This window comes from Psychrobacter sp., from assembly GCF_030454045.1.
Classification (GTDB): Bacteria; Pseudomonadota; Gammaproteobacteria; order Pseudomonadales; family Moraxellaceae; genus Psychrobacter.
This window is the reverse complement of record NZ_JAKDJE010000002.1, coordinates 39,630-56,988: the sequence shown is the minus strand read 5'-3', so window position 1 is coordinate 56,988 and position 17,359 is coordinate 39,630. Positions and strand designations below refer to the sequence as shown.

Below are 17,359 nucleotides of genomic sequence, written 5' to 3'. Positions count from 1 at the left end.
ATAAAAAACGCTACATCTATCAGGCTAATAACCTGTGAGATGTAGTGTTTTTTTTGGAGACATCATTTATGGATCGTTATTCTTGGCTGGGTTCGGTGGCATCATCTACAGGGCTGATAGGGCCTTGCATCAATTGCGGCTCATCTGCATCGCTAATGATATCCTCGTTATTGCTGGAAGCCAATAAATCACGGTAGTTGATTTGAGCCTTTAAAACCATCTGCTCTTCTTCAAGCTCTCCATAGTTGACCTGCACCTTGTACAGTGCGCCCATGATCTTTTTATTGTTTTTTAGCCAGCGATGAATATCGAGATAGATCACTTCGTCTTTCGGACGGGCAATATTGACGTAAGAGAGAATGAAACCCAATGGGTCTTTTTTAAGGATGCTATGATAAAACCAAATAGCAAGCTTGATCCCTTGGCGTTTGATAAAAGACTCACAGCGTAAATTTAAAATATCAGTATATGTCTGCTGACCAAATACAAAGCGTTGGACATTACGATCGAGCTGGACATGTATCAAACTAAAGTTACTGGCCACTTCGGCGTAAATACCACCCACATTGACCGTACAGTACAAGCGAAACCAGTCATCATGCATCTCGACACGTAGCTCTAGTATGGCTTTTACATTATCCGTTACAAAGCTTTGAAGCGCTTCATTCACGTATTTTTGTGCGACTGGTAGTGACAGCTCATCTTCGAGTTTATCGGTGGTTTTATGATAAATGTCTTTAACTGACTGGGCGATACGCTCCCAACCACTGCCAAGTGACTCATCAAAACGATAGCCAATACTCTCAAAGAACTCGTCAAAACTGTCTGAATTATTCACATGATCGAAGTCGCTCAAACTCATTATCCTTATAATTATAGGGCTTAGCACTACCATTCTAAAACAGTATATAACAAATACCGTGGCTTCAAAATGGACACATGCGTTTTATGACAATTCATTTGATATCATAAAGACGATACCTGTTTTATAACATTTTTAGTGATAGGGATTTGTTTTAAGTAGATGAAAGGTTGTAAACACTGACTGGTTAGCGCCATCTCTCGACACTATCGGTTGGGCTAGCGACTTAATTCTATGTCATGTTATGATAGCGCCAACATATATCGTGTACATCATGACAGTGCTCATTTATACCGACACTGCCATGATATTTTTTGTCCATAATCTGAGACCCATCGTGGCCTATATCAAAGACTCACAAAGCTACCATTTTTCAGCGCAGCCGCCTAAGCGTGATGTGAGCTTAGCTGTTGCGGTCGTCATTGCAGTTGCCATACACGTGCTGATTATCTTTGGTATCAGCTTTTCGATGGGTAAGGATCCTGCGGCAATGATGCAAGATGTGGCAAAGGCGCTCACCGACAATATGCAGCCAAATGAGGACGCTCATTTTATTGCCAACGCTTCACAAGAAGGCGGCGGTACCATAGAGGAGCGACTAAGACAAGAGAGTGACCAAATGAGTCCATTGTCTGCTGAGCAAATGAGTGAGACACAAGACGTCATCAATCTGCAGCGCCAAGTGCGACAGCAGCGCTACCAAGAGAGCTATCTGCGCACCACGCTAAGCTGGCGTCAGGCGAGCGTAGAGTCGGATAATGATAGCAAACAAGCACAAGATGACATCATGGCACAAGAAGCGCGTTTGCGTAAGCAAATCGCTACTCTAGAAGCACAGCTCTCTCAGCGTCAACAAGTCTATGCCACCAAGTCCAAAGTTGTGACCATGGACAGTAACTCGACCACACGCGGGGCCGCCGCCGACTATATCAATACCTTTCGTGAGCATGTCGAGCGTGTCGGCAATCTGCACTATCCCGTACAGGCCCGCGCGCAAGGTATCACTGGTGAAGTGCGGCTCATGGTCATCATTAGTAACAATGGCAATATCAAAGCCATTCGTCTGCTAGAAAGCTCAAACTCGACGATACTCGATGAGGCGGCCAAACAATCGGTAAGACAAGCGGCCCCCTTTGGACAATTTACCAAAGAGATGAGCGATATTGTCGAGTTGCGACTGATACGTACCTATCGCTATAGTGACAAGGTGGACGTTACTTACTAAGGTCAAACCGCAGATAACACGATAAATAAACATAGAATAATAACGAATACGTCATAATATTTGACGATCGTAGTATCAACAGATATTCAAACTTATCACAAACCGCTATAGAATAAAGAGTCAGTATGGAATTTTTAGGTTTTACAGTAGATGTTGCAACGCTCACCAGCAATGCATTAGAGATAGTCATCAAGGTGGCTTTGGCAATAATTATATTTATCGTTGGGCGCTGGCTTGCCAAAAAAGCCGTCGTTTTCTCTGGCCGTCTCATGGCACGTAGTCATTTAGATGAGACCGTGACGGGCTTTTTAAGCCGTCTGTTGTATGGCGTGCTATTGGTTGTCGTAGTCTTAGCCGCACTTAGCAAAGTGGGCGTACAGACCACCTCGGTCGTTGCTATCTTGGGCGGTGCTGCCGTTGCGGTTGGTTTGTCTTTAAAGGATCAATTATCAAATTTTGCCGCTGGCATTATGATCGTGACTTTTCGCCCATTTGTACGCGGTGATTATGTGCAGATCAGCAGCTATACGGGTACAGTGACAGAGATTACCTTGGTCAACACGCATCTAACGACCATTAACAATCATGACATCATTATTCCTAACAGCGACATCACAACCTCAGCAGTGGTCAACTATACAGCACTACCCAATCGCCGCGTCGATATCACCGTGGGCATTGGCTATGATGCAGATATCAAAACGGCCAAAGATCTGATGCTGAGTCTGGCCAGAAATAACCCGTTGTCTTTTACTGATCCTGAGCCTATTGTACGAGTGACCAATCTTGGCGACAATTCAGTTGATTTGACATTGAACGTATGGACGACCAACGCTGATTGGTGGACCATGCAGTGCCAGTTACTTGAGCAGTTCAAACACGCGTTGGATGATGAGAATATTGAGATTCCATTCCCGCAGCGCAGTGTCCATGTCAAAGGTTTGGATCAAATGATCAATCAAATGGGTCAAGCACAAAAGCTGCCGACCACTAAAGATTGATTAAGACTGAATTAAAGATAGGGATTTGGTAGATTTAGGCCTGCCAAAATCTCAATCTCAAATCGCTCCATTTCTTCTTGCTCGGCGTCTCCGAGTTCATGATCAAAACCCAGTAGGTGCAGTATGCCATGTATCAGCAAATGGCTAATATGCTGCACCACGGTTTTGTCTTGCTCCCGAGCCTCCCGCACCATCACGTCATGACAGACAATCAGCTCACCGAGCGGTAGCGTTGGCATAAGTTCAATGACGGCGGCAGGCAACTCACTTGGATAAGACAAAATATTGGTCGCGTAGTCCTTACCGCGTGCCTCTAAATTGAGGGCTTGGCCTTCGATTTCATCTGTAATGTATATATCCAAGGTTTTAGGTTTATCTTGCCACAGCTCAGAATCAATATCGGCAAAGTAGGGCAGCGTCAGACCGTCGTTGATGCGCCCATCCATATCATCCAAAGTCGCCATCATGATAGATAGTAGCTGCTCACGATCATAAAATTTATCCAATACTTCGTCACTGATACTATCGGCTGCATTGATATCAAGCGCTACCAAGCTCTCATCCTGAGTGTGGTTTTTTTCATCTTGATGGCCATTATCATTGTCAAACTGGTTCATATTATTGTCCTGTCTCATTATAGATGGGTGTGCCTAGTCAAACACACTAACTCTAGGCCATGCTTAACCCAAATAATATTAAATATACGCTATCTCTGCCAAGAAAAAACCGGACTACCTTTAGTAATCCGGTTTTTTAAATCTAGCGTATAGCGAACGTCATTATAGCTTGGCGGCGGCGTCCGTGATGGCTTGCTTGCGCTCTTGCTCTTTTATGCGTTCAAACTTACGTTTTTCTTGTAGTGCCAGTTGCTCTTCGTCATATACGTCATAAGCTTCAACGATTTGTTGTACCAACTGATGTCGTACTACATCCTTTGAGTCAAACTTGGTGATGTGGATCTCTTCAATGTTTTTTAAGATATCCATCGCCTGCGCGAGACCTGATTTGTGACCGCGTGGCAAATCAACCTGAGTAATGTCACCTGTAATCACAGCCCGTGAGCCAAAGCCTAAACGTGTCAAAAACATCTTCATCTGTTCAGGCGTGGTGTTTTGCGCTTCGTCCAAAATAACAAAGGAGTTATTGAGCGTACGACCACGCATATAAGCAAGTGGGGCGATTTCGATAATCTGACGCTCGATCATTTTACCGACTTTTTCAAACCCGATCATCTCATACAGCGCGTCATACAATGGACGTAAGTAAGGGTCAATCTTTTGCGTCAAATCACCAGGTAAGAACCCCAGCTTTTCGCCAGCTTCTACCGCTGGACGTACGAGTAGGATACGCTCAATCTCGTTACGCTCAAGCATATCGACCGCACAGGCAACCGCCAGATAGGTTTTACCAGTACCAGCAGGGCCAATACCAAATGACACATCAGAGCTTAAGACGTTTTTTACGTAGCGCTGCTGATTGCCACCGCGCGGGATAATACGGCCTTTACGCGTACGCAAACTGACGGGCGTAAACTCATTTGCCTCATCTACATTATCATCTTCCTCGATGTCATCCTCTTGCTCCTCGTCGTCCATATCCTCATCACGCGAGATGCTAGATTGGATAATCAGATGCAGCTCTTCTGCACTGATATCTTTGGTGTTTTGGGCTTCATCGACCATCTTGTAGATGATACGCTCACCGCGCTCGACGGCGGTCACATCGCCACTCAAGCAAAAATCACCTTGGCGCTGCATGATTTTGATGTCGAGGCGTTCTTGGATATATTTCATGTGGTTATTGTATTCACCAAGCACGGTTTTGAGCTGTGCTGGCGTTAGAGATTCAAATTTTATACGGCGGCTCATGGTATCAGTCAAGCGATTATCCTTGTATTGTGTGCCCGACGCTGTGATTTGGTTTTTGGTGGCGTCATAGGTTTCAGAGATAAAGTGGTTAATGGCGTTATATAGGTGTCGAGTAGTTATAGTAGATACTAAAAATGACGGTAATATTATTGTTGGTCTTGTGGAAGATAATAAATAAAAGTCTTGCCTTCATTATGGTAGAGAATTTTTAAAATTCAAGCGATACATTGAGCGGATAGCGTCGTTTTTGTATATCGATTGCAATCTGCGCATAGACGGCTATCAAGTTAAACCAAGCAAGTCTTATGCCGCAGCACTTATTATCTCAACGCTATCGTTAGTAAAACGACACACTCTTATGAAGGCGCTGATCACTTAGATCTTTTTAGTAGTATGGATGTCCATATTCGTTGCGCTGAGCGTAAACAAACGATTTGTCTACGGTTAAGAGCACAGCAGGATAGGCAATTTGTGGTAATCTATGAGCGATATTACAGCGCTTTACGATTGAGCAAAAAGCAGCCTTTATCAGATAAAGGCTATCCAATAAAACGGCTATCAATCACTAAAGATCTCTATACCCAAAAATTATAATAGGAACGATAATGATGCCAGAGACTGATTCACATTCATTCAATACTAAGCATAGATCTGATAATAAAAAGGCCATCACCGACCAACAGGTGCTTATCGTTGGCGGCGGTCATGTCGGTTTGTCTTTTGCGTTATTGCTGGCGTATCACGGTATTGCGAGCACGTTATTAGAAAAAAACCGTTATCCCACTATTAGTCCGTCCGATGACCGTACGCGCCGTCATTACCTAGACAGTCGTAATACGGCATTATCGCGGCGCACAGTACAGATCTATCAAGAGATTGGTCTATGGGACGAGCTACAAAGCCATGCGTGCCGAATTGATAGCGTGCAGATTAGCGAGCAAGGCAGCTTTGGGCGCGCACAGCTCAATAAAACCGAAGAGAAAGTAGAATCCTTTGGACAAGTCATTGAAAACGCGTGGCTAGGGCGTAAGCTCTTATTAGCCGCACAGCAGTCGCCACTTATTACCTTGATTGATAATGCCAGCGTTAATACCGTTGCCCAACAAGTGGATGGCGTGACGCTGAGTTTTAGCAATGATGGCGAAGCAGAAAACGAGCAACAGCTGCAAGCCAGCGTATTGGTTGCCTGTGATGGACGTGACTCTACGGTACGTCAATTGTTAGATATCGGCACCACAACCTATGACTATCAGCAAACGGCTATTGTTGGTGTGGTAGAGACCGATAGACCGCATGAGCATGTAGCGATTGAGCGTTTTAGCCCAGCAGGGCCACTGGCGGTGCTACCGCTGACGGACCCAGAAGGTGATGGCAATGACACCTATCAACAAGGCTATAGACGCTCTGTGGTTTGGGTCTGTCCAACAGGTGAAGAAACCAAATATCTAGAAGACGACGCGCATTTCTTGCAGACGCTACAGCAAGCGTTTGGACAACGCGCTGGCAAATTCGTTGCTGCTGGTCGCCGCGGCGCGTATCCCTTGTCTCGCGTGCTGGCAGACAAGCAGGTCGAGGGTCGCTGCGTTATCATGGGTAATGCCGCTCACACCCTGCATCCTGTTGCGGGTCAAGGGTTCAATCTGTGTATGCGAGATGCGCATGTGTTGGCGCAGATGATGAGCGCACAAGTGCTCAAAGGCGAAGACATCGGTAATGCACAATTACTAAAGCGCTATGAGAAAGCGCGTCAAACGGATCAAAAGCGGGTGATTCGATTCTGTGATGCCGTGGTACATGGCTTCACGCATCCTAATCCCGCCATTAAGCTGGCACGAAATATGGCATTACTGGCCTTTGATAAATTGCCAAACATTAAGCCATTGGTTGCGACCTATGCAATGGGTCTAAAGTCATAGAAGCGCATAAAAATACGTTTTTTTCAAAATATACAATAAATAAGAGGGGCGTCGTCCGTGCATCATTTATAGGATGATGGACAGGCAATGCTCCAGAAAGGATAATTCATGAAAGACAATCATACGCTGATTATCGGTGGCGGTATCGTTGGGGTGACGCTCGCGCTAAAGCTGGCACAAAATAAAATGCCAGTGACATTGGTTGATGCCCGTCCTGCGCGTGACGAGTCAGCGTGGCAACAAATGCTTGGCAAGCGAGATGCCCGTGTTTATGCGCTGAGCCTCGCCAGCATTGCGCTGTTAAAAGACGTAGGCGCTTGGCAAAAGATAGCGCTATCAAGACGAAAGGCGGATTACTCGCAAATGCAGGTTTGGCAGTTGAATGGCATGGGCGAGCTATTATTTGGTGACAGTCATGACCAAAGCGCTGCGCCTGAGATACTCGGTAGTATGGTGGAGCCAGCCGTTATTGAGTATGCCTTGTGGCAGCGTCTGCATGAAGCGGATGTCAGCGAGTATCTGACGGTTATCGCTGGACACAAAGTAGTCAATATGGACTGGCTAGGTGCACAGCAAGGCTACCGTGTGACCTTGGATGATGGGACAGCGATTGATGCGCGTCTGTTGGTTGGTGCTGATGGTCGCGGCTCGTTTGTGCGTCGTCAAGCAGGTATTGAGCTTGATACTTTGGACTATCAGCAAACCGCGATTTGCTGTGCGATTCAGACCGAAAAGCCCCATCAAGCGACTGCTCGCCAAGCCATGTTGCCAACGGGCACGCTAGCGCTCTTGCCGCTAGCGGATATTACTGATGACGATAAGGTAAATCCACAACATTGGCAATCTATCGTATGGACCTTGCCGCGCAATCAGGCATTGGCATTGATAGAGGAAGACGACCGCTTTATCGCAGATAAACTCGCAGCGGCAAGTCATTACGAGCTGGGCGCTATCCATCAGATCGAATCCATCGCCAGTTTTCCTTTAACAGCACAGCAAGCAAAAAGCTACGTCGCTGATAACTTAGTACTCATAGGCGATGCCGCGCATGGCGTTCATCCACTGGCAGGCCAAGGGTTGAACCTCGGTATGCTCGATGTAAAAGAACTATTTGCGCAATTAGAATACGACTATCAGCGCAGCGGTAACAGCTTGTGGGGTAGCGCGCAAACATTACGCACTTATGAGCGCTTGCGTCGTCCGCATAATAGCATAATGATGCATAGCTTTTCCGCGCTGAATTGGTTATTTGCAGGCGAGCTTGCACAAACTCGTCCAGTTCAGCAACTGCGTAGCGAAGGCATGTATCGTGTGGGCAAGATTAAACCTTTAATGCATCTGCTTGCTAGGCAGGCGAGTGGGGTTTAGGGACAATAGCTTAAGGATGAGTAGCTTATGAATATTAAATCATTGAATATAGTGACGGTTGCTATAAGCACTTTATTGTTAATAGGCTGCCAAACCACAACCAGTGCGCCACCTAGCGATATACCTCAATATGAAAATATCAGAACGATGAAAGCAGAGATTGATTCAGATGGCGATGGCGTTCTTGATGTTATAGATGAGTGCCCTGAAACACCACTGCATACAGTAGTGGATGCTAGAGGCTGTCTTATAGAGGTCTATACCAGTGGGCTTGAAATGGAATTTAACGGCTTTTTCCCGCCAATGAGCAGTCAATTACCTGCTATTTATAATGAAGATTATATAACTATGGTAAAAAGTCTCAATGAGTATCCAAAAGCTAATGTTTTTATTTTTGGTCATGTAGCAGCAAATGAAATTAATCAAGACTCTTTAGCGCGCAATCGGGCGCTTATCGTCAAGAATACTTTAGCATCGCAGCATGGAATTGATGCTAAGCGTATGCGTACTTATGATTGCTCAAATAATATTTTTGTTGAAAATACAGAAAATATAGATCGAAACTTTAAAGCGCTTAATAATGAAAGTATTGAGTCAAAACAAAGCCGAGTAACCTTAAAGGCCAGCAGTTCAGTACAGGACTTAACGAATCTTGAATATGACTATTATATAGAAATATATGGTGAGTACGCTAAGTACTGTGAGCGGTTTGAGTCATAATAGGATATGTATGAAAACTTATAAAGTATTGCCATTAGCTTTAGTTATTTTAAGTGGTTTTAGTCTTTTTGGTTGTCAGAGTCAGAGTACATCTACGGCTGCGCCACTCAAAAATACATCTCAATATGAAAATATCAAGAAGATGCAAGCAAAGACTCGTGATTTAGACGGTGATGGTGTTCCGGACGAATTGGATCAATGCCCAGGCACTCCGTATAACGTGGTAATAGATGAAAGAGGCTGTCCGCACTCCTTACTTTTGCTGAAAACGAATTTATGATGGAAGCTAGAGCCTATTATGATGAAAATAGCAGTGAGATAAAAAGTGAGTATTATGAACAGCTAGATAACGCAGGCAAGAAAATGCAAGATCATTTGGACGCTGTCATGCGTGTTGAAGGGCATATATCCAAACGTGAAGAAACTAACGCCAATCAAACATTATCAAGATACCGTGTGGAAGGGATTAAAAATTATATGACCACGAAATATAACATCGGTCCTGATCGTATTAAGACCGTTTACTATGGATCAGAACGTCCAATTGCGCCTAATGATGCTGAAAACAGTTGGCTCAATCAGCGTATTTATGCGCTTATTAGCAATGTTGAGTAATATATTGAACGTTTCAAAAAGATTGAAAATGATGATAAATAAAGCTGTAAGTCATTCTGGACGAAAAGAGAATAATAATGACAACTAGAAACTACAGAAATTTATTGCTGCTAGCAACATCTATAGCGTTAGCTGGCTGTCAAACCACTTCAACTGCGCCACCTAGCGATATACCTCAGATTGATAATATCGTTACTTTGATACCGGATATTCCTGATTCAGATGGCGATGACATCCTTGATGATATAGATGAGTGTCCACAAACGCCACTTCATACAGTAGTAGATCGAAGAGGCTGTCCATTTACTCTTATTGGTGTCGGTCTAAAAATGGAATACCGAGCCTTTTTTGCCAAGGGTAGTAGTGAGTTATCAAAAGAGTACCAGCTTGAGCTTGATAAAGTAGCAAAAAAATTGCAAGAGTACGACACAGCAACTATGCGTATTGAGGGGCACGCTTCAGCAGATGAAGTAGATAAAAAATTGCGATCAAATTCTCTAACAAGAAATAGAGCAATTATCGTCAAAAACTATCTGATAATGCAGCATCAAATTGATCCTAATCGTCTAAGTACCGCCAGTTATGGTGCTCAGCGGCCCATAGCCTCTTCTGATATCGAAGAGGGTAGGTCTATGAACCGCCGAGTTTATGGGTTAGCTCAAGAGCCTTAAAGCAACTTGTTTTATATCTCGATAAACGATTTATGTACAGATTAATACGTTGAGTTTTAAGTAAATTTGCTATCGGTCTTAGCTATCAGCTGAATTAGCGACTATTAAATCTATACTCACCCCAACGCCGAAAAGAACACCATCAGCACTGGCGAGACAATGTTAATCAAAAAGCCAAAACTGATTGCCAATGGCACAACTTTTAGTCCACCTGACTGTTGAATGATAGGCAAGGTAAAATCCAAACTGGTCGCACCGCCAAGCCCGACAGCAGCCGAAGGATATTTGCGCATAAATACAGGAATGAATAGCAGCGCAAAGAACTCCCGTATCAAGTCATTAAACAGCGCCACGCTGCCCCAAATCGCCCCATAAGCATCGGTCATGACGATGGCCGATAGCGAGTACCAGCCAAATCCAGACGCCAGCGCCAAGCCTTTGGTCCACGATACATCGCTAAACATCAGCGCAAAGACAAGCCCGCCTACCAATATCGAAAGGGTAAAGATAATACTCATCTCCACCCCGCGCTTATTGAGCAAGACTTCTTTTAGGGTGATGCCTGAGCCTTTGAGACCGATACCGACCAATAAGATCAATATCATCAGCATGACGGTCATGGTGTTTTCAGGCGGCATATAACCTGCCGGTAAAAAATAACCAATCACCATGCCAATCACGACACAAATCACTTGTGCCAAGCTGCCTCTAATACTGACCCGATGCTCTTTAGATTTGGCTACTGGTTTTTTAGCTTGCCAAGGTTTTAGATGATCAAAGAGCATTAGGCTAAATAGCCCCGTACCTATGGTCAATATCGACAATATAATGACATACAGGGCAATCTCACCTATTTGACTGCCCAGCCCTTCTACCTGTGATAGCTCTATACCGATGAGCGCCAAGATAATAAACACCAAGTACGACAAGCCTTTATCCGCAAGCTTGGTCATTTTGGGATTCGAGGGGATGGCAAAGCCAATGAACATCGGCATAAGAACAAGAACAAGGGTAATCAGGCTTTGCATGTCGGCAGGCTCGCAGCGGTTTTAAACAAGCCGAAGATTGTATCATATTCACTTATAAATACGACTATCCGCGCATGATATTCATCATAAAATAGAACGATACTGGCCGCGAATAGTACTTTTATATGCTTGGCTTATCTTTACCTGATCAACTTTTGTTGTTACATTAAGGCACTCAATCTCTGTGGTCAGAACTATGTCGCTCTATCAGCTCAAATCTCAGTTTCAAGACCAGTTGCGCCCCATAAGCGACACATTGGCTAAGTCAGGATGCAGCGCCAATCAAGTGACGATATCTGCTGTAATACTCAGCCTAGGGACGGCCTATGTGATTGCCAAGCCCGCGGCTCACCATCAGGCGCTTTGGGCGCTGCTACCGTCGTCGCTGTTTGTGCGTATGGCGCTCAATGCCATCGATGGCATGATGGCGCGTGAGCATGCACAGGCATCTGCGCTGGGCGGTGTGCTCAATGAAGCAGGTGACATTATTGCCGATACGGCGCTCATCAGCAGCTTGCTACCTCATAGCGCTCAGCCAAGCTGTCCATCTAAAAATGTGATTGACCAACAGGCTCATCAGCAGCGTCATGTCTTTGGGCTAATGATACTGAGTGTCAGCACTGAGCTGATAGCCATCGCCTGCGATGCTGCGGTGGGCGCTCGAGCCAATCAAGGGCCGCTGGGCAAAAGTGACCGTGCGTTTGTGCTGGGCGTGCTTGGGGCGGCAAAAAGCCTTAGCGTACCGATATCATTGTCTGATCGCTCAGCAAGTCCGTTTTTTATGCTAATAGAAATACTACTGCTAAAAACGTGCCTCAATCGTCTGCGCTATATGGCCGCATTGTATCTACAGCGTCAGCCGCCTGTACCGCGCTCAGCCCATACTACTTTGGAGTCCCAGACCATGTCTTCTGATTTTATAAATATAAATGATACAGCGGCGCAGGATATGCCAGCCTCTCCTAGCGCGGCTACAGAAGTATTACAAGCTGCCGTGATAGAAGGTGAGAGCTGCTATAACGCGCATGATGGCACAGCGATTTATTACCGTTATTGGCTAACGATGCCTATTGAGCAGTTAAAAAACGCCGATCAGTGCTTACGGCAAGTGATTTTGTTGCATCGTGGTCATGAGCATTCAGGACGTCTGGCAGAGCTGGGGCAGCAGTTTGCAGCGGCAGGCTATCAGGTGTTTGCGTGGGATGCGCGCGGCAATGGCCGATCAGGCGGTATCAAAGATCATGCCGAGAGCGTCACCGAGCTTGAGCGCGATTTAAATGACTTTGTTCAGCTGGTGATGGGACAAACCGGCATCGCCATCGACGACACACTAATCGTCGCCAGTAGTATCGGTGCCGTGCTCGCCGCCGCGTGGGTGCATGATTATGCGCCCAACATCCGCGGCATGATACTCGGCACACCTGCGCTCAAGATTCGTCTGTATCTGCCTTTTGCCATACCGTCGCTAAAGGTAGCGCGTACGCTTGGGCTGATGTCACGCGTCAGCAGCTACGTCAAAGCGCAAGTACTCACCCATGACCAAGACGCGCAGCACGCCTACAATGCCGACCCGCTGATCTCTAGCAGCATCTCAACCGACCTGCTGATCGACACGCACGCGACCGGTCAGCGTCTGCTCGATGATGCAGAGGCCATCACCGTACCGACCTTTGTCTTGTGTGCTGGCAAAGACTATGTGGTGGATAAGCAAGCAGAGCGGACATTTTATGAGGCGATCAATAGTTTAAGCAAACGCTGGCAGCTGTATCCTGATAGCTACCATGCCATCTTTCATGAGACCAACAAAGCCGACGTGTTTGCCGACTGTCTGGCGTTTGCCGAGGACGTATTTAGCACACCGGTACAAACAGCGGATTTAAGAGCGGCGCATTTGCATAGCGCTAGCAAAGACAAGGTCGATCGACTGGCCATCAAGCCATTTAATCCAAGCTTTGCGCTAACTCGGTTGGCGATGCAAACATTTGGTCATGTCAGCGATGCGATTGCCACAGGGCTTGAGCATGGCTTTGACTCAGGGCATTCGCTCGATCATGTCTATCAAAACCAGCCTAGTGGCCAAAACAAGTTTGGTCAAGCGGTCGATAAATTCTATCTTAACAACATCGGCTGGCAAGGCATTCGTATCCGCCGCGAGCATATATTAGAGCTGGCGCGTACCGCACTGACAGCTATCGAAGACAACAACCCCCAAGGGGAAAAACCAAGTAGCTCTAAGCGCTATCAACCAAAGCTGCTAGATATCGCCAGTGGTCATGGTTATTATGCATTTGATCTGTTGACGGAATTTACGGGACTACAAGCTGAGCTGCGAGATTATGAGGTACATAATATTCAAGCGCTACAAGCAAAAGCTGAACGCTTAGGTATCACTGATCGAGTGGTGGTCAGGCAGCAGGACGCTTTTGACCCTGCCAGTTATACGCAGGCCGTGCAGGAGGATAGTGTCACCGCGTCATCACTACACATGCCATCATCAAATAACGCAAAATCTGATGCAGGGTTTGATATGGCTATCGTCTCTGGATTGTTTGAGCTGTTTTCTGACAACCGCTTACCCGAGACTGCATTAGCAGGTATTTATGATAACTTAAACACAAATGGCTACCTGATTTATACCAATCAACCATGGCACCCTGAGCAAGAGTTTATCAGTAAAACCTTAAACAACCATCGCGGCCGTGACTGGGTGATGCGTTGCCGCTCACAAGCGGAGATGGACCAGCTGGTCAGGCAGGCAGGCTTTCAAAAAGTCAGCATGCGTATCGATCGTTTTGGTATCTTTACAGTGTCGCTGGCGGTAAAGGTCGCCCCGCTCGATGACAAATAAGCACACAACATATGAGCGTGTGCAGCTGTTTTCGGGAGGCGGCTCGCGCTTTGCCTATTATTTGGGCAGTTATGCCGCGCTGGTCGCCCATGATTTGAGGCCAGATATGATCATAGGTACTTGCGGCGGCAGCCTCTCGGCGTATTTGGTACATCTTGCACCTGAGCCAAAAGACTTGCAAGCACTGCTGTATAGCCATGAACTGTATACCGCCATTTGTGCAATCAGGCATGTCAGGCCAGATGAAGCAAATAGACGATTAAAAATGCGCTATATAACGCAGGCCATACAGCGTTGGCGCTTAGCAAGCAAGCAAAGCGCCAAACCGCAACGCTCATCGCCAGCCAGCTATGAGCAGCTACTCGCAGAGCTGCAGCAATTGGCCATGTTTCGTATCGATGATGAGCGGTATTGGCTCGATTCGCTATCTGGTGTTGCCAATGAGCGTAGAGACAAGAGTGCCTGTGGTCATAAGCGTATTCAAAGCACCAAGCAAGCCATACCTGAGGTTGCCATCATCGCCAGCCGTCTGCAAAAAGCCTCTGGGGTTGACAGCGCGTGGCCACCTGCCTCATATACGGGGGCGGGTCCAGCAGCAGTATTGCAAGAGTTGTTATTTGCCTCGCCGCGTGTGGCGACTATGATGTCGCTTGCCGCCGCCATGCAAGGCGAAGCTGATGATAAGATACGATCACCTGCGCATGCGTTTGCTGATGGGCGCATACCGCCGCATGTACAGATAGTGAGCCAGTGGAGGTTTGCAGACGCGATACGTGCGTCTATGGCCGATATGTACTATCTGCCACCTACCCATATTTCAGCGCTCGGTTGGTGTTTAGGCGGTGTCATCAACCTCACGCCCGTTGAGCTGGCCTGTAAGCTGGGGCAAACGGTATTTGCCGAGAGCAAAGCGGGGTATGATACCTGGCTTGCTGCCCCAGCGATTAAGCGTGTCTTTGGTTTTGATCCCAATGCTCGTTTGGCACAGGTGCATGGCTATCATAGAGAGGCAAGCCATCGCCATACCGAGCCGCTGCATTGGTTGCCGTTTGCTGACAATGCCGAGCAGCTCGCAGGCCAAAGCGTGCAAAAGCGCTTTAGTATAAAGCAAATGACCGTAGCGTTGATTCATCGTGATTATGATGGTTTTGTGCAGCAAATGCAGGCGCAGTGGCAATATGGCTATCAGCGAACGAGCAGCTATATTCGGCAGCATACGCTATAGTTGACCTACGTTAGCGCTACCGTTTTACAGGTGTACTGTGTTTATACCTTTGCTTATGCCTATACCGCCAGCGGCTACGCCACATTTATCCCAGTAGCGCGCTTAGACTTATAACGATGGTGTTTTGAACTGACGATATACGAATACCGCGATTTATGCCGAACCGATGATATGACAGATCTTAAACCAAACGCCTTAAAGCCTACCACAGCTGATGCACCGCACGTCATCATCGTCGGTGGCACCAGTGGTTTGGGGTTGGCATTGGCACGTCATCACCAGCAACTGGGCTGGCATGTGAGTGTGGTGGGTCACGATCGCCAAAAAATAGCGCAGATCAATCGTCAGTATCCGCACATCATCACCTATCGCTGTGATCTGACTGACCGCGCCCAAACGCATGAGTTTTTGCAGCGCTTATCTGCCATCACGTTTTATCGGCTGGTTTATAGTGCAGGCAGTTATACCAACGAGCGGGTGCGGACGCTCAATGCGGCAGACAGCACGCGCATGCTAGCGATTAACTTACAAGCATTTGAGCAGGTGTTTTGGTGGGCAAGTGAGCGGCTAAAACAACAGCCGACATCGTTTGACATGAGGCAATATGGCAAGCCAAGTCTCATCTGTATTGCCTCCATCGCTGGGGCGTTGGACTATCCCTATGCCAGCCTCTATGCCAAAAGCAAACGCGCGATGATAGCCACGGCCAGCGCCTATCGCTTGGCACTGCGCCCGTATGATATTCAAGTAAACGGCATCGCCTCAGGCTATATCGATACCCAAGCGCTGCGTGATCTAAATGACGGTGACGCCAGTCATAAGCCATTTATCATCAGTACACAGATCGCCGTCCAGCATGTCATGCAAGCGATCGCTGATGATACCGAGCTTGCCATATTTCCACGAGCGATGCGTTATATTATTTATGCCTTAAACAGTGTGCCCAAGCCGTTATTAGACTGGGTATTACGCAGCCAGCTTGATAAAAACAATGAGTAATGAAAAATGAGTAAAAAAACTGTCTTTGCAACAGGCTTTATTTAACCCAGTAGCCAATAAAGGACGGTAAAAATAGGCACGCCAATCAGCAAGCTATCGATACGGTCCAATACGCCGCCGTGCCCTGCTAGCATGGTACCTGTATCTTTGATACCGTGCTGACGTTTAAACGCAGACTCTAGCAGATCGCCTGCGATACCGCTCACTGCCAATCCATAAGCGGCTAGCAAGCAAAGCCACCATTCAAATCCCGTCAGCCAGACCCCCAGTAGCGATGCCAGTAGCGCGGCACACATACTGCCAAAGATAGCGCCTTCAATGCTTTTGTTGGGGCTGATGCGCGGCGCTAGGCCACGTGAAAACAGACGATGACCAAGTAGGCGACCGCATAGATACTGTGCGATATCGTTAAATTGACTGGCAAATAATACAAACAATAAGACACCATACTGCTCGCGTTGCCACGTCAGCTGCTGGAGGGCAATCAAGCTGACAATCAAGGCGACAAATGCCATGCTCAATAACCCATCTAAACCCCTTGGGTGCGTGTAGTGTGGAGTGGTCGCGCTAGCGGTGTGGTCAGCAGAAGAGGTGGGAGTGACGCTTGGCTGCAGGCCGCGGCTTTGTAGCTTATGGATCAGTCGCGCCCTACTAGGTAGGCACCATATCCGTTTGATTTCGTAGCCACCGCGCAGGCCGATCAGCACAAAAAAACCAATAAGCAGCCATTGATAGGGGTATCTGGACGTCAAAAGCTCGGCATGGCGATCTGCTATCTTTGCGATTGCATAGCAGCCAAAGAGCGCCGCCAGCATAAACCACCATGAGCGTGCGATCAGATAAATCTTCGGTAGGCGTCTGCGCAGGCGTGGTATGGCCAGCGCTCCCCATACCGCGCTAACCACCCCCATTAGCGCGATCACAAAGACGATATCAGAAGCCATACCTTTAAGATCCAAATGCCACCATTTTATGTCGCGGATTATGTTGCAACGCTTACAGCCGAATTGTTA

The 17,359-nt window shown here is 46.9% G+C and carries 16 protein-coding genes; 11 read left to right on the top strand and 5 right to left on the bottom strand.

Features of this window, described 5'->3' with window-relative positions; translation table 11 throughout:
* Window positions 1-76: 76 nt before the first annotated feature.
* Window positions 77-862, bottom strand: a complete 786-nt coding sequence (locus L0G63_RS00700; RefSeq protein ID WP_301448922.1) for a hypothetical protein — start codon at window positions 860-862, stop codon at window positions 77-79.
* A gap of 274 nt (window positions 863-1,136) precedes the next feature.
* Here L0G63_RS00700 and L0G63_RS00695 point away from each other — a divergent pair, with 274 nt between their 5' ends.
* Together L0G63_RS00695 and L0G63_RS00690 are read left to right on the top strand one after the other, a co-directional pair.
* The gene (locus L0G63_RS00695; RefSeq protein WP_301448921.1) at window positions 1,137-2,087 is read left to right on the top strand and encodes an energy transducer TonB; all 951 of its coding nucleotides are present in this window, start codon (window positions 1,137-1,139) and stop codon (window positions 2,085-2,087) included.
* A 125-nt stretch (window positions 2,088-2,212) separates the two neighbouring features.
* A complete protein-coding gene (locus tag L0G63_RS00690; protein ID WP_301448920.1) occupies window positions 2,213-3,088 on the top strand; it encodes a mechanosensitive ion channel family protein in 876 nt (291 codons plus the stop codon).
* A gap of 11 nt (window positions 3,089-3,099) precedes the next feature.
* Here the strand turns inward: L0G63_RS00690 and ybeY are convergent, their stop codons facing one another.
* Window positions 3,100-3,705, bottom strand: a complete 606-nt coding sequence (gene ybeY / locus L0G63_RS00685) for an rRNA maturation RNase YbeY (RefSeq protein WP_301448919.1) — start codon at window positions 3,703-3,705, stop codon at window positions 3,100-3,102.
* A 162-nt stretch (window positions 3,706-3,867) separates the two neighbouring features.
* Window positions 3,868-4,956 carry a PhoH family protein gene (locus tag L0G63_RS00680; protein WP_301448951.1) on the bottom strand — a complete coding sequence of 363 codons (1,089 nt, stop codon included), beginning with the start codon at window positions 4,954-4,956 and terminating at the stop codon, window positions 3,868-3,870.
* Window positions 4,957-5,564: 608 nt separating this feature from the next.
* Here L0G63_RS00680 and L0G63_RS00675 point away from each other — a divergent pair.
* The 6 genes from L0G63_RS00675 (at window position 5,565) to L0G63_RS00650 (ending at window position 10,246) form a co-directional block, all read left to right on the top strand.
* A complete protein-coding gene (locus L0G63_RS00675; RefSeq protein WP_301448950.1) occupies window positions 5,565-6,872 on the top strand; it encodes a UbiH/UbiF/VisC/COQ6 family ubiquinone biosynthesis hydroxylase in 1,308 nt (435 codons plus the stop codon).
* Window positions 6,873-6,980: 108 nt separating this feature from the next.
* Entirely contained in the window at window positions 6,981-8,240 is a 1,260-nt protein-coding gene (locus L0G63_RS00670) for an FAD-dependent monooxygenase (RefSeq protein WP_301448918.1), read from the top strand.
* Window positions 8,241-8,267: 27 nt separating this feature from the next.
* On the top strand, window positions 8,268-8,960 hold the full coding sequence (locus L0G63_RS00665) for an OmpA family protein (protein ID WP_301448917.1): 693 nt from the start codon (window positions 8,268-8,270) through the stop codon (window positions 8,958-8,960).
* Window positions 8,961-8,970: 10 nt separating this feature from the next.
* Complete coding sequence (locus L0G63_RS00660; protein WP_301448916.1) at window positions 8,971-9,240, top strand: hypothetical protein; 270 nt, start codon at window positions 8,971-8,973, stop codon at window positions 9,238-9,240.
* Window positions 9,237-9,575 (top strand): OmpA family protein, encoded by a 339-nt coding sequence (locus L0G63_RS00655; protein ID WP_301448915.1) that lies wholly within the window; start codon window positions 9,237-9,239, stop codon window positions 9,573-9,575. Before L0G63_RS00660 ends, L0G63_RS00655 begins: the two co-directional genes overlap by 4 nt.
* A gap of 77 nt (window positions 9,576-9,652) precedes the next feature.
* Window positions 9,653-10,246: an OmpA family protein gene (locus L0G63_RS00650; RefSeq protein WP_301448914.1), complete on the top strand. Its 594-nt coding sequence runs from the start codon at window positions 9,653-9,655 to the stop codon at window positions 10,244-10,246.
* Between the two features lie 116 nt (window positions 10,247-10,362).
* On the opposite strand, the gene L0G63_RS00645 is transcribed toward L0G63_RS00650, so the two are convergent.
* Window positions 10,363-11,274, bottom strand: coding sequence for a lysine exporter LysO family protein (locus L0G63_RS00645; RefSeq protein WP_301448913.1), 912 nt, complete (start codon window positions 11,272-11,274; stop codon window positions 10,363-10,365).
* Between the two features lie 196 nt (window positions 11,275-11,470).
* On the opposite strand from L0G63_RS00645, the gene L0G63_RS00640 reads away from it, so the two are divergent.
* The 3 genes from L0G63_RS00640 to L0G63_RS00630 all read left to right on the top strand — a co-directional run bounded on the left by L0G63_RS00640 (window position 11,471) and on the right by L0G63_RS00630 (window position 16,346).
* On the top strand, window positions 11,471-14,122 hold the full coding sequence (locus L0G63_RS00640; RefSeq protein ID WP_301448912.1) for an alpha/beta fold hydrolase: 2,652 nt from the start codon (window positions 11,471-11,473) through the stop codon (window positions 14,120-14,122).
* Window positions 14,112-15,347 (top strand): patatin-like phospholipase family protein, encoded by a 1,236-nt coding sequence (locus L0G63_RS00635; RefSeq protein ID WP_301448911.1) that lies wholly within the window; start codon window positions 14,112-14,114, stop codon window positions 15,345-15,347. Before L0G63_RS00640 ends, L0G63_RS00635 begins: the two co-directional genes overlap by 11 nt.
* Window positions 15,348-15,518: 171 nt before the next feature.
* On the top strand, window positions 15,519-16,346 hold the full coding sequence (locus L0G63_RS00630; protein ID WP_301448910.1) for an SDR family oxidoreductase: 828 nt from the start codon (window positions 15,519-15,521) through the stop codon (window positions 16,344-16,346).
* A gap of 41 nt (window positions 16,347-16,387) precedes the next feature.
* Here L0G63_RS00630 and L0G63_RS00625 read toward each other — a convergent pair whose 3' ends face one another.
* A complete protein-coding gene (locus tag L0G63_RS00625; RefSeq protein ID WP_301448909.1) occupies window positions 16,388-17,290 on the bottom strand; it encodes a phosphatidate cytidylyltransferase in 903 nt (300 codons plus the stop codon).
* Window positions 17,291-17,359 lie beyond the last annotated feature (69 nt).

Excerpts from the sequence above, each read along its gene's own strand:
- L0G63_RS00700 (WP_301448922.1), bottom strand. The coding sequence starts at position 862 with ATGAGTTTGAGCGACTTCGATCATGTGAATAATTCAGACAGTTTTGAC.
- L0G63_RS00695 (WP_301448921.1), top strand. The coding sequence starts at position 1,137 with ATGACAGTGCTCATTTATACCGACACTGCCATGATATTTTTTGTCCAT.
- L0G63_RS00690 (WP_301448920.1), top strand. The coding sequence starts at position 2,213 with ATGGAATTTTTAGGTTTTACAGTAGATGTTGCAACGCTCACCAGCAAT.
- ybeY (WP_301448919.1), bottom strand. The coding sequence starts at position 3,705 with ATGAACCAGTTTGACAATGATAATGGCCATCAAGATGAAAAAAACCAC.
- L0G63_RS00680 (WP_301448951.1), bottom strand. The coding sequence starts at position 4,956 with ATGAGCCGCCGTATAAAATTTGAATCTCTAACGCCAGCACAGCTCAAA.
- L0G63_RS00675 (WP_301448950.1), top strand. The coding sequence starts at position 5,565 with ATGCCAGAGACTGATTCACATTCATTCAATACTAAGCATAGATCTGAT.
- L0G63_RS00670 (WP_301448918.1), top strand. The coding sequence starts at position 6,981 with ATGAAAGACAATCATACGCTGATTATCGGTGGCGGTATCGTTGGGGTG.
- L0G63_RS00665 (WP_301448917.1), top strand. The coding sequence starts at position 8,268 with ATGAATATTAAATCATTGAATATAGTGACGGTTGCTATAAGCACTTTA.
- L0G63_RS00660 (WP_301448916.1), top strand. The coding sequence starts at position 8,971 with ATGAAAACTTATAAAGTATTGCCATTAGCTTTAGTTATTTTAAGTGGT.
- L0G63_RS00655 (WP_301448915.1), top strand. The coding sequence starts at position 9,237 with ATGATGGAAGCTAGAGCCTATTATGATGAAAATAGCAGTGAGATAAAA.
- L0G63_RS00650 (WP_301448914.1), top strand. The coding sequence starts at position 9,653 with ATGACAACTAGAAACTACAGAAATTTATTGCTGCTAGCAACATCTATA.
- L0G63_RS00645 (WP_301448913.1), bottom strand. The coding sequence starts at position 11,274 with ATGCAAAGCCTGATTACCCTTGTTCTTGTTCTTATGCCGATGTTCATT.
- L0G63_RS00640 (WP_301448912.1), top strand. The coding sequence starts at position 11,471 with ATGTCGCTCTATCAGCTCAAATCTCAGTTTCAAGACCAGTTGCGCCCC.
- L0G63_RS00635 (WP_301448911.1), top strand. The coding sequence starts at position 14,112 with ATGACAAATAAGCACACAACATATGAGCGTGTGCAGCTGTTTTCGGGA.
- L0G63_RS00630 (WP_301448910.1), top strand. The coding sequence starts at position 15,519 with ATGACAGATCTTAAACCAAACGCCTTAAAGCCTACCACAGCTGATGCA.
- L0G63_RS00625 (WP_301448909.1), bottom strand. The coding sequence starts at position 17,290 with ATGGCTTCTGATATCGTCTTTGTGATCGCGCTAATGGGGGTGGTTAGC.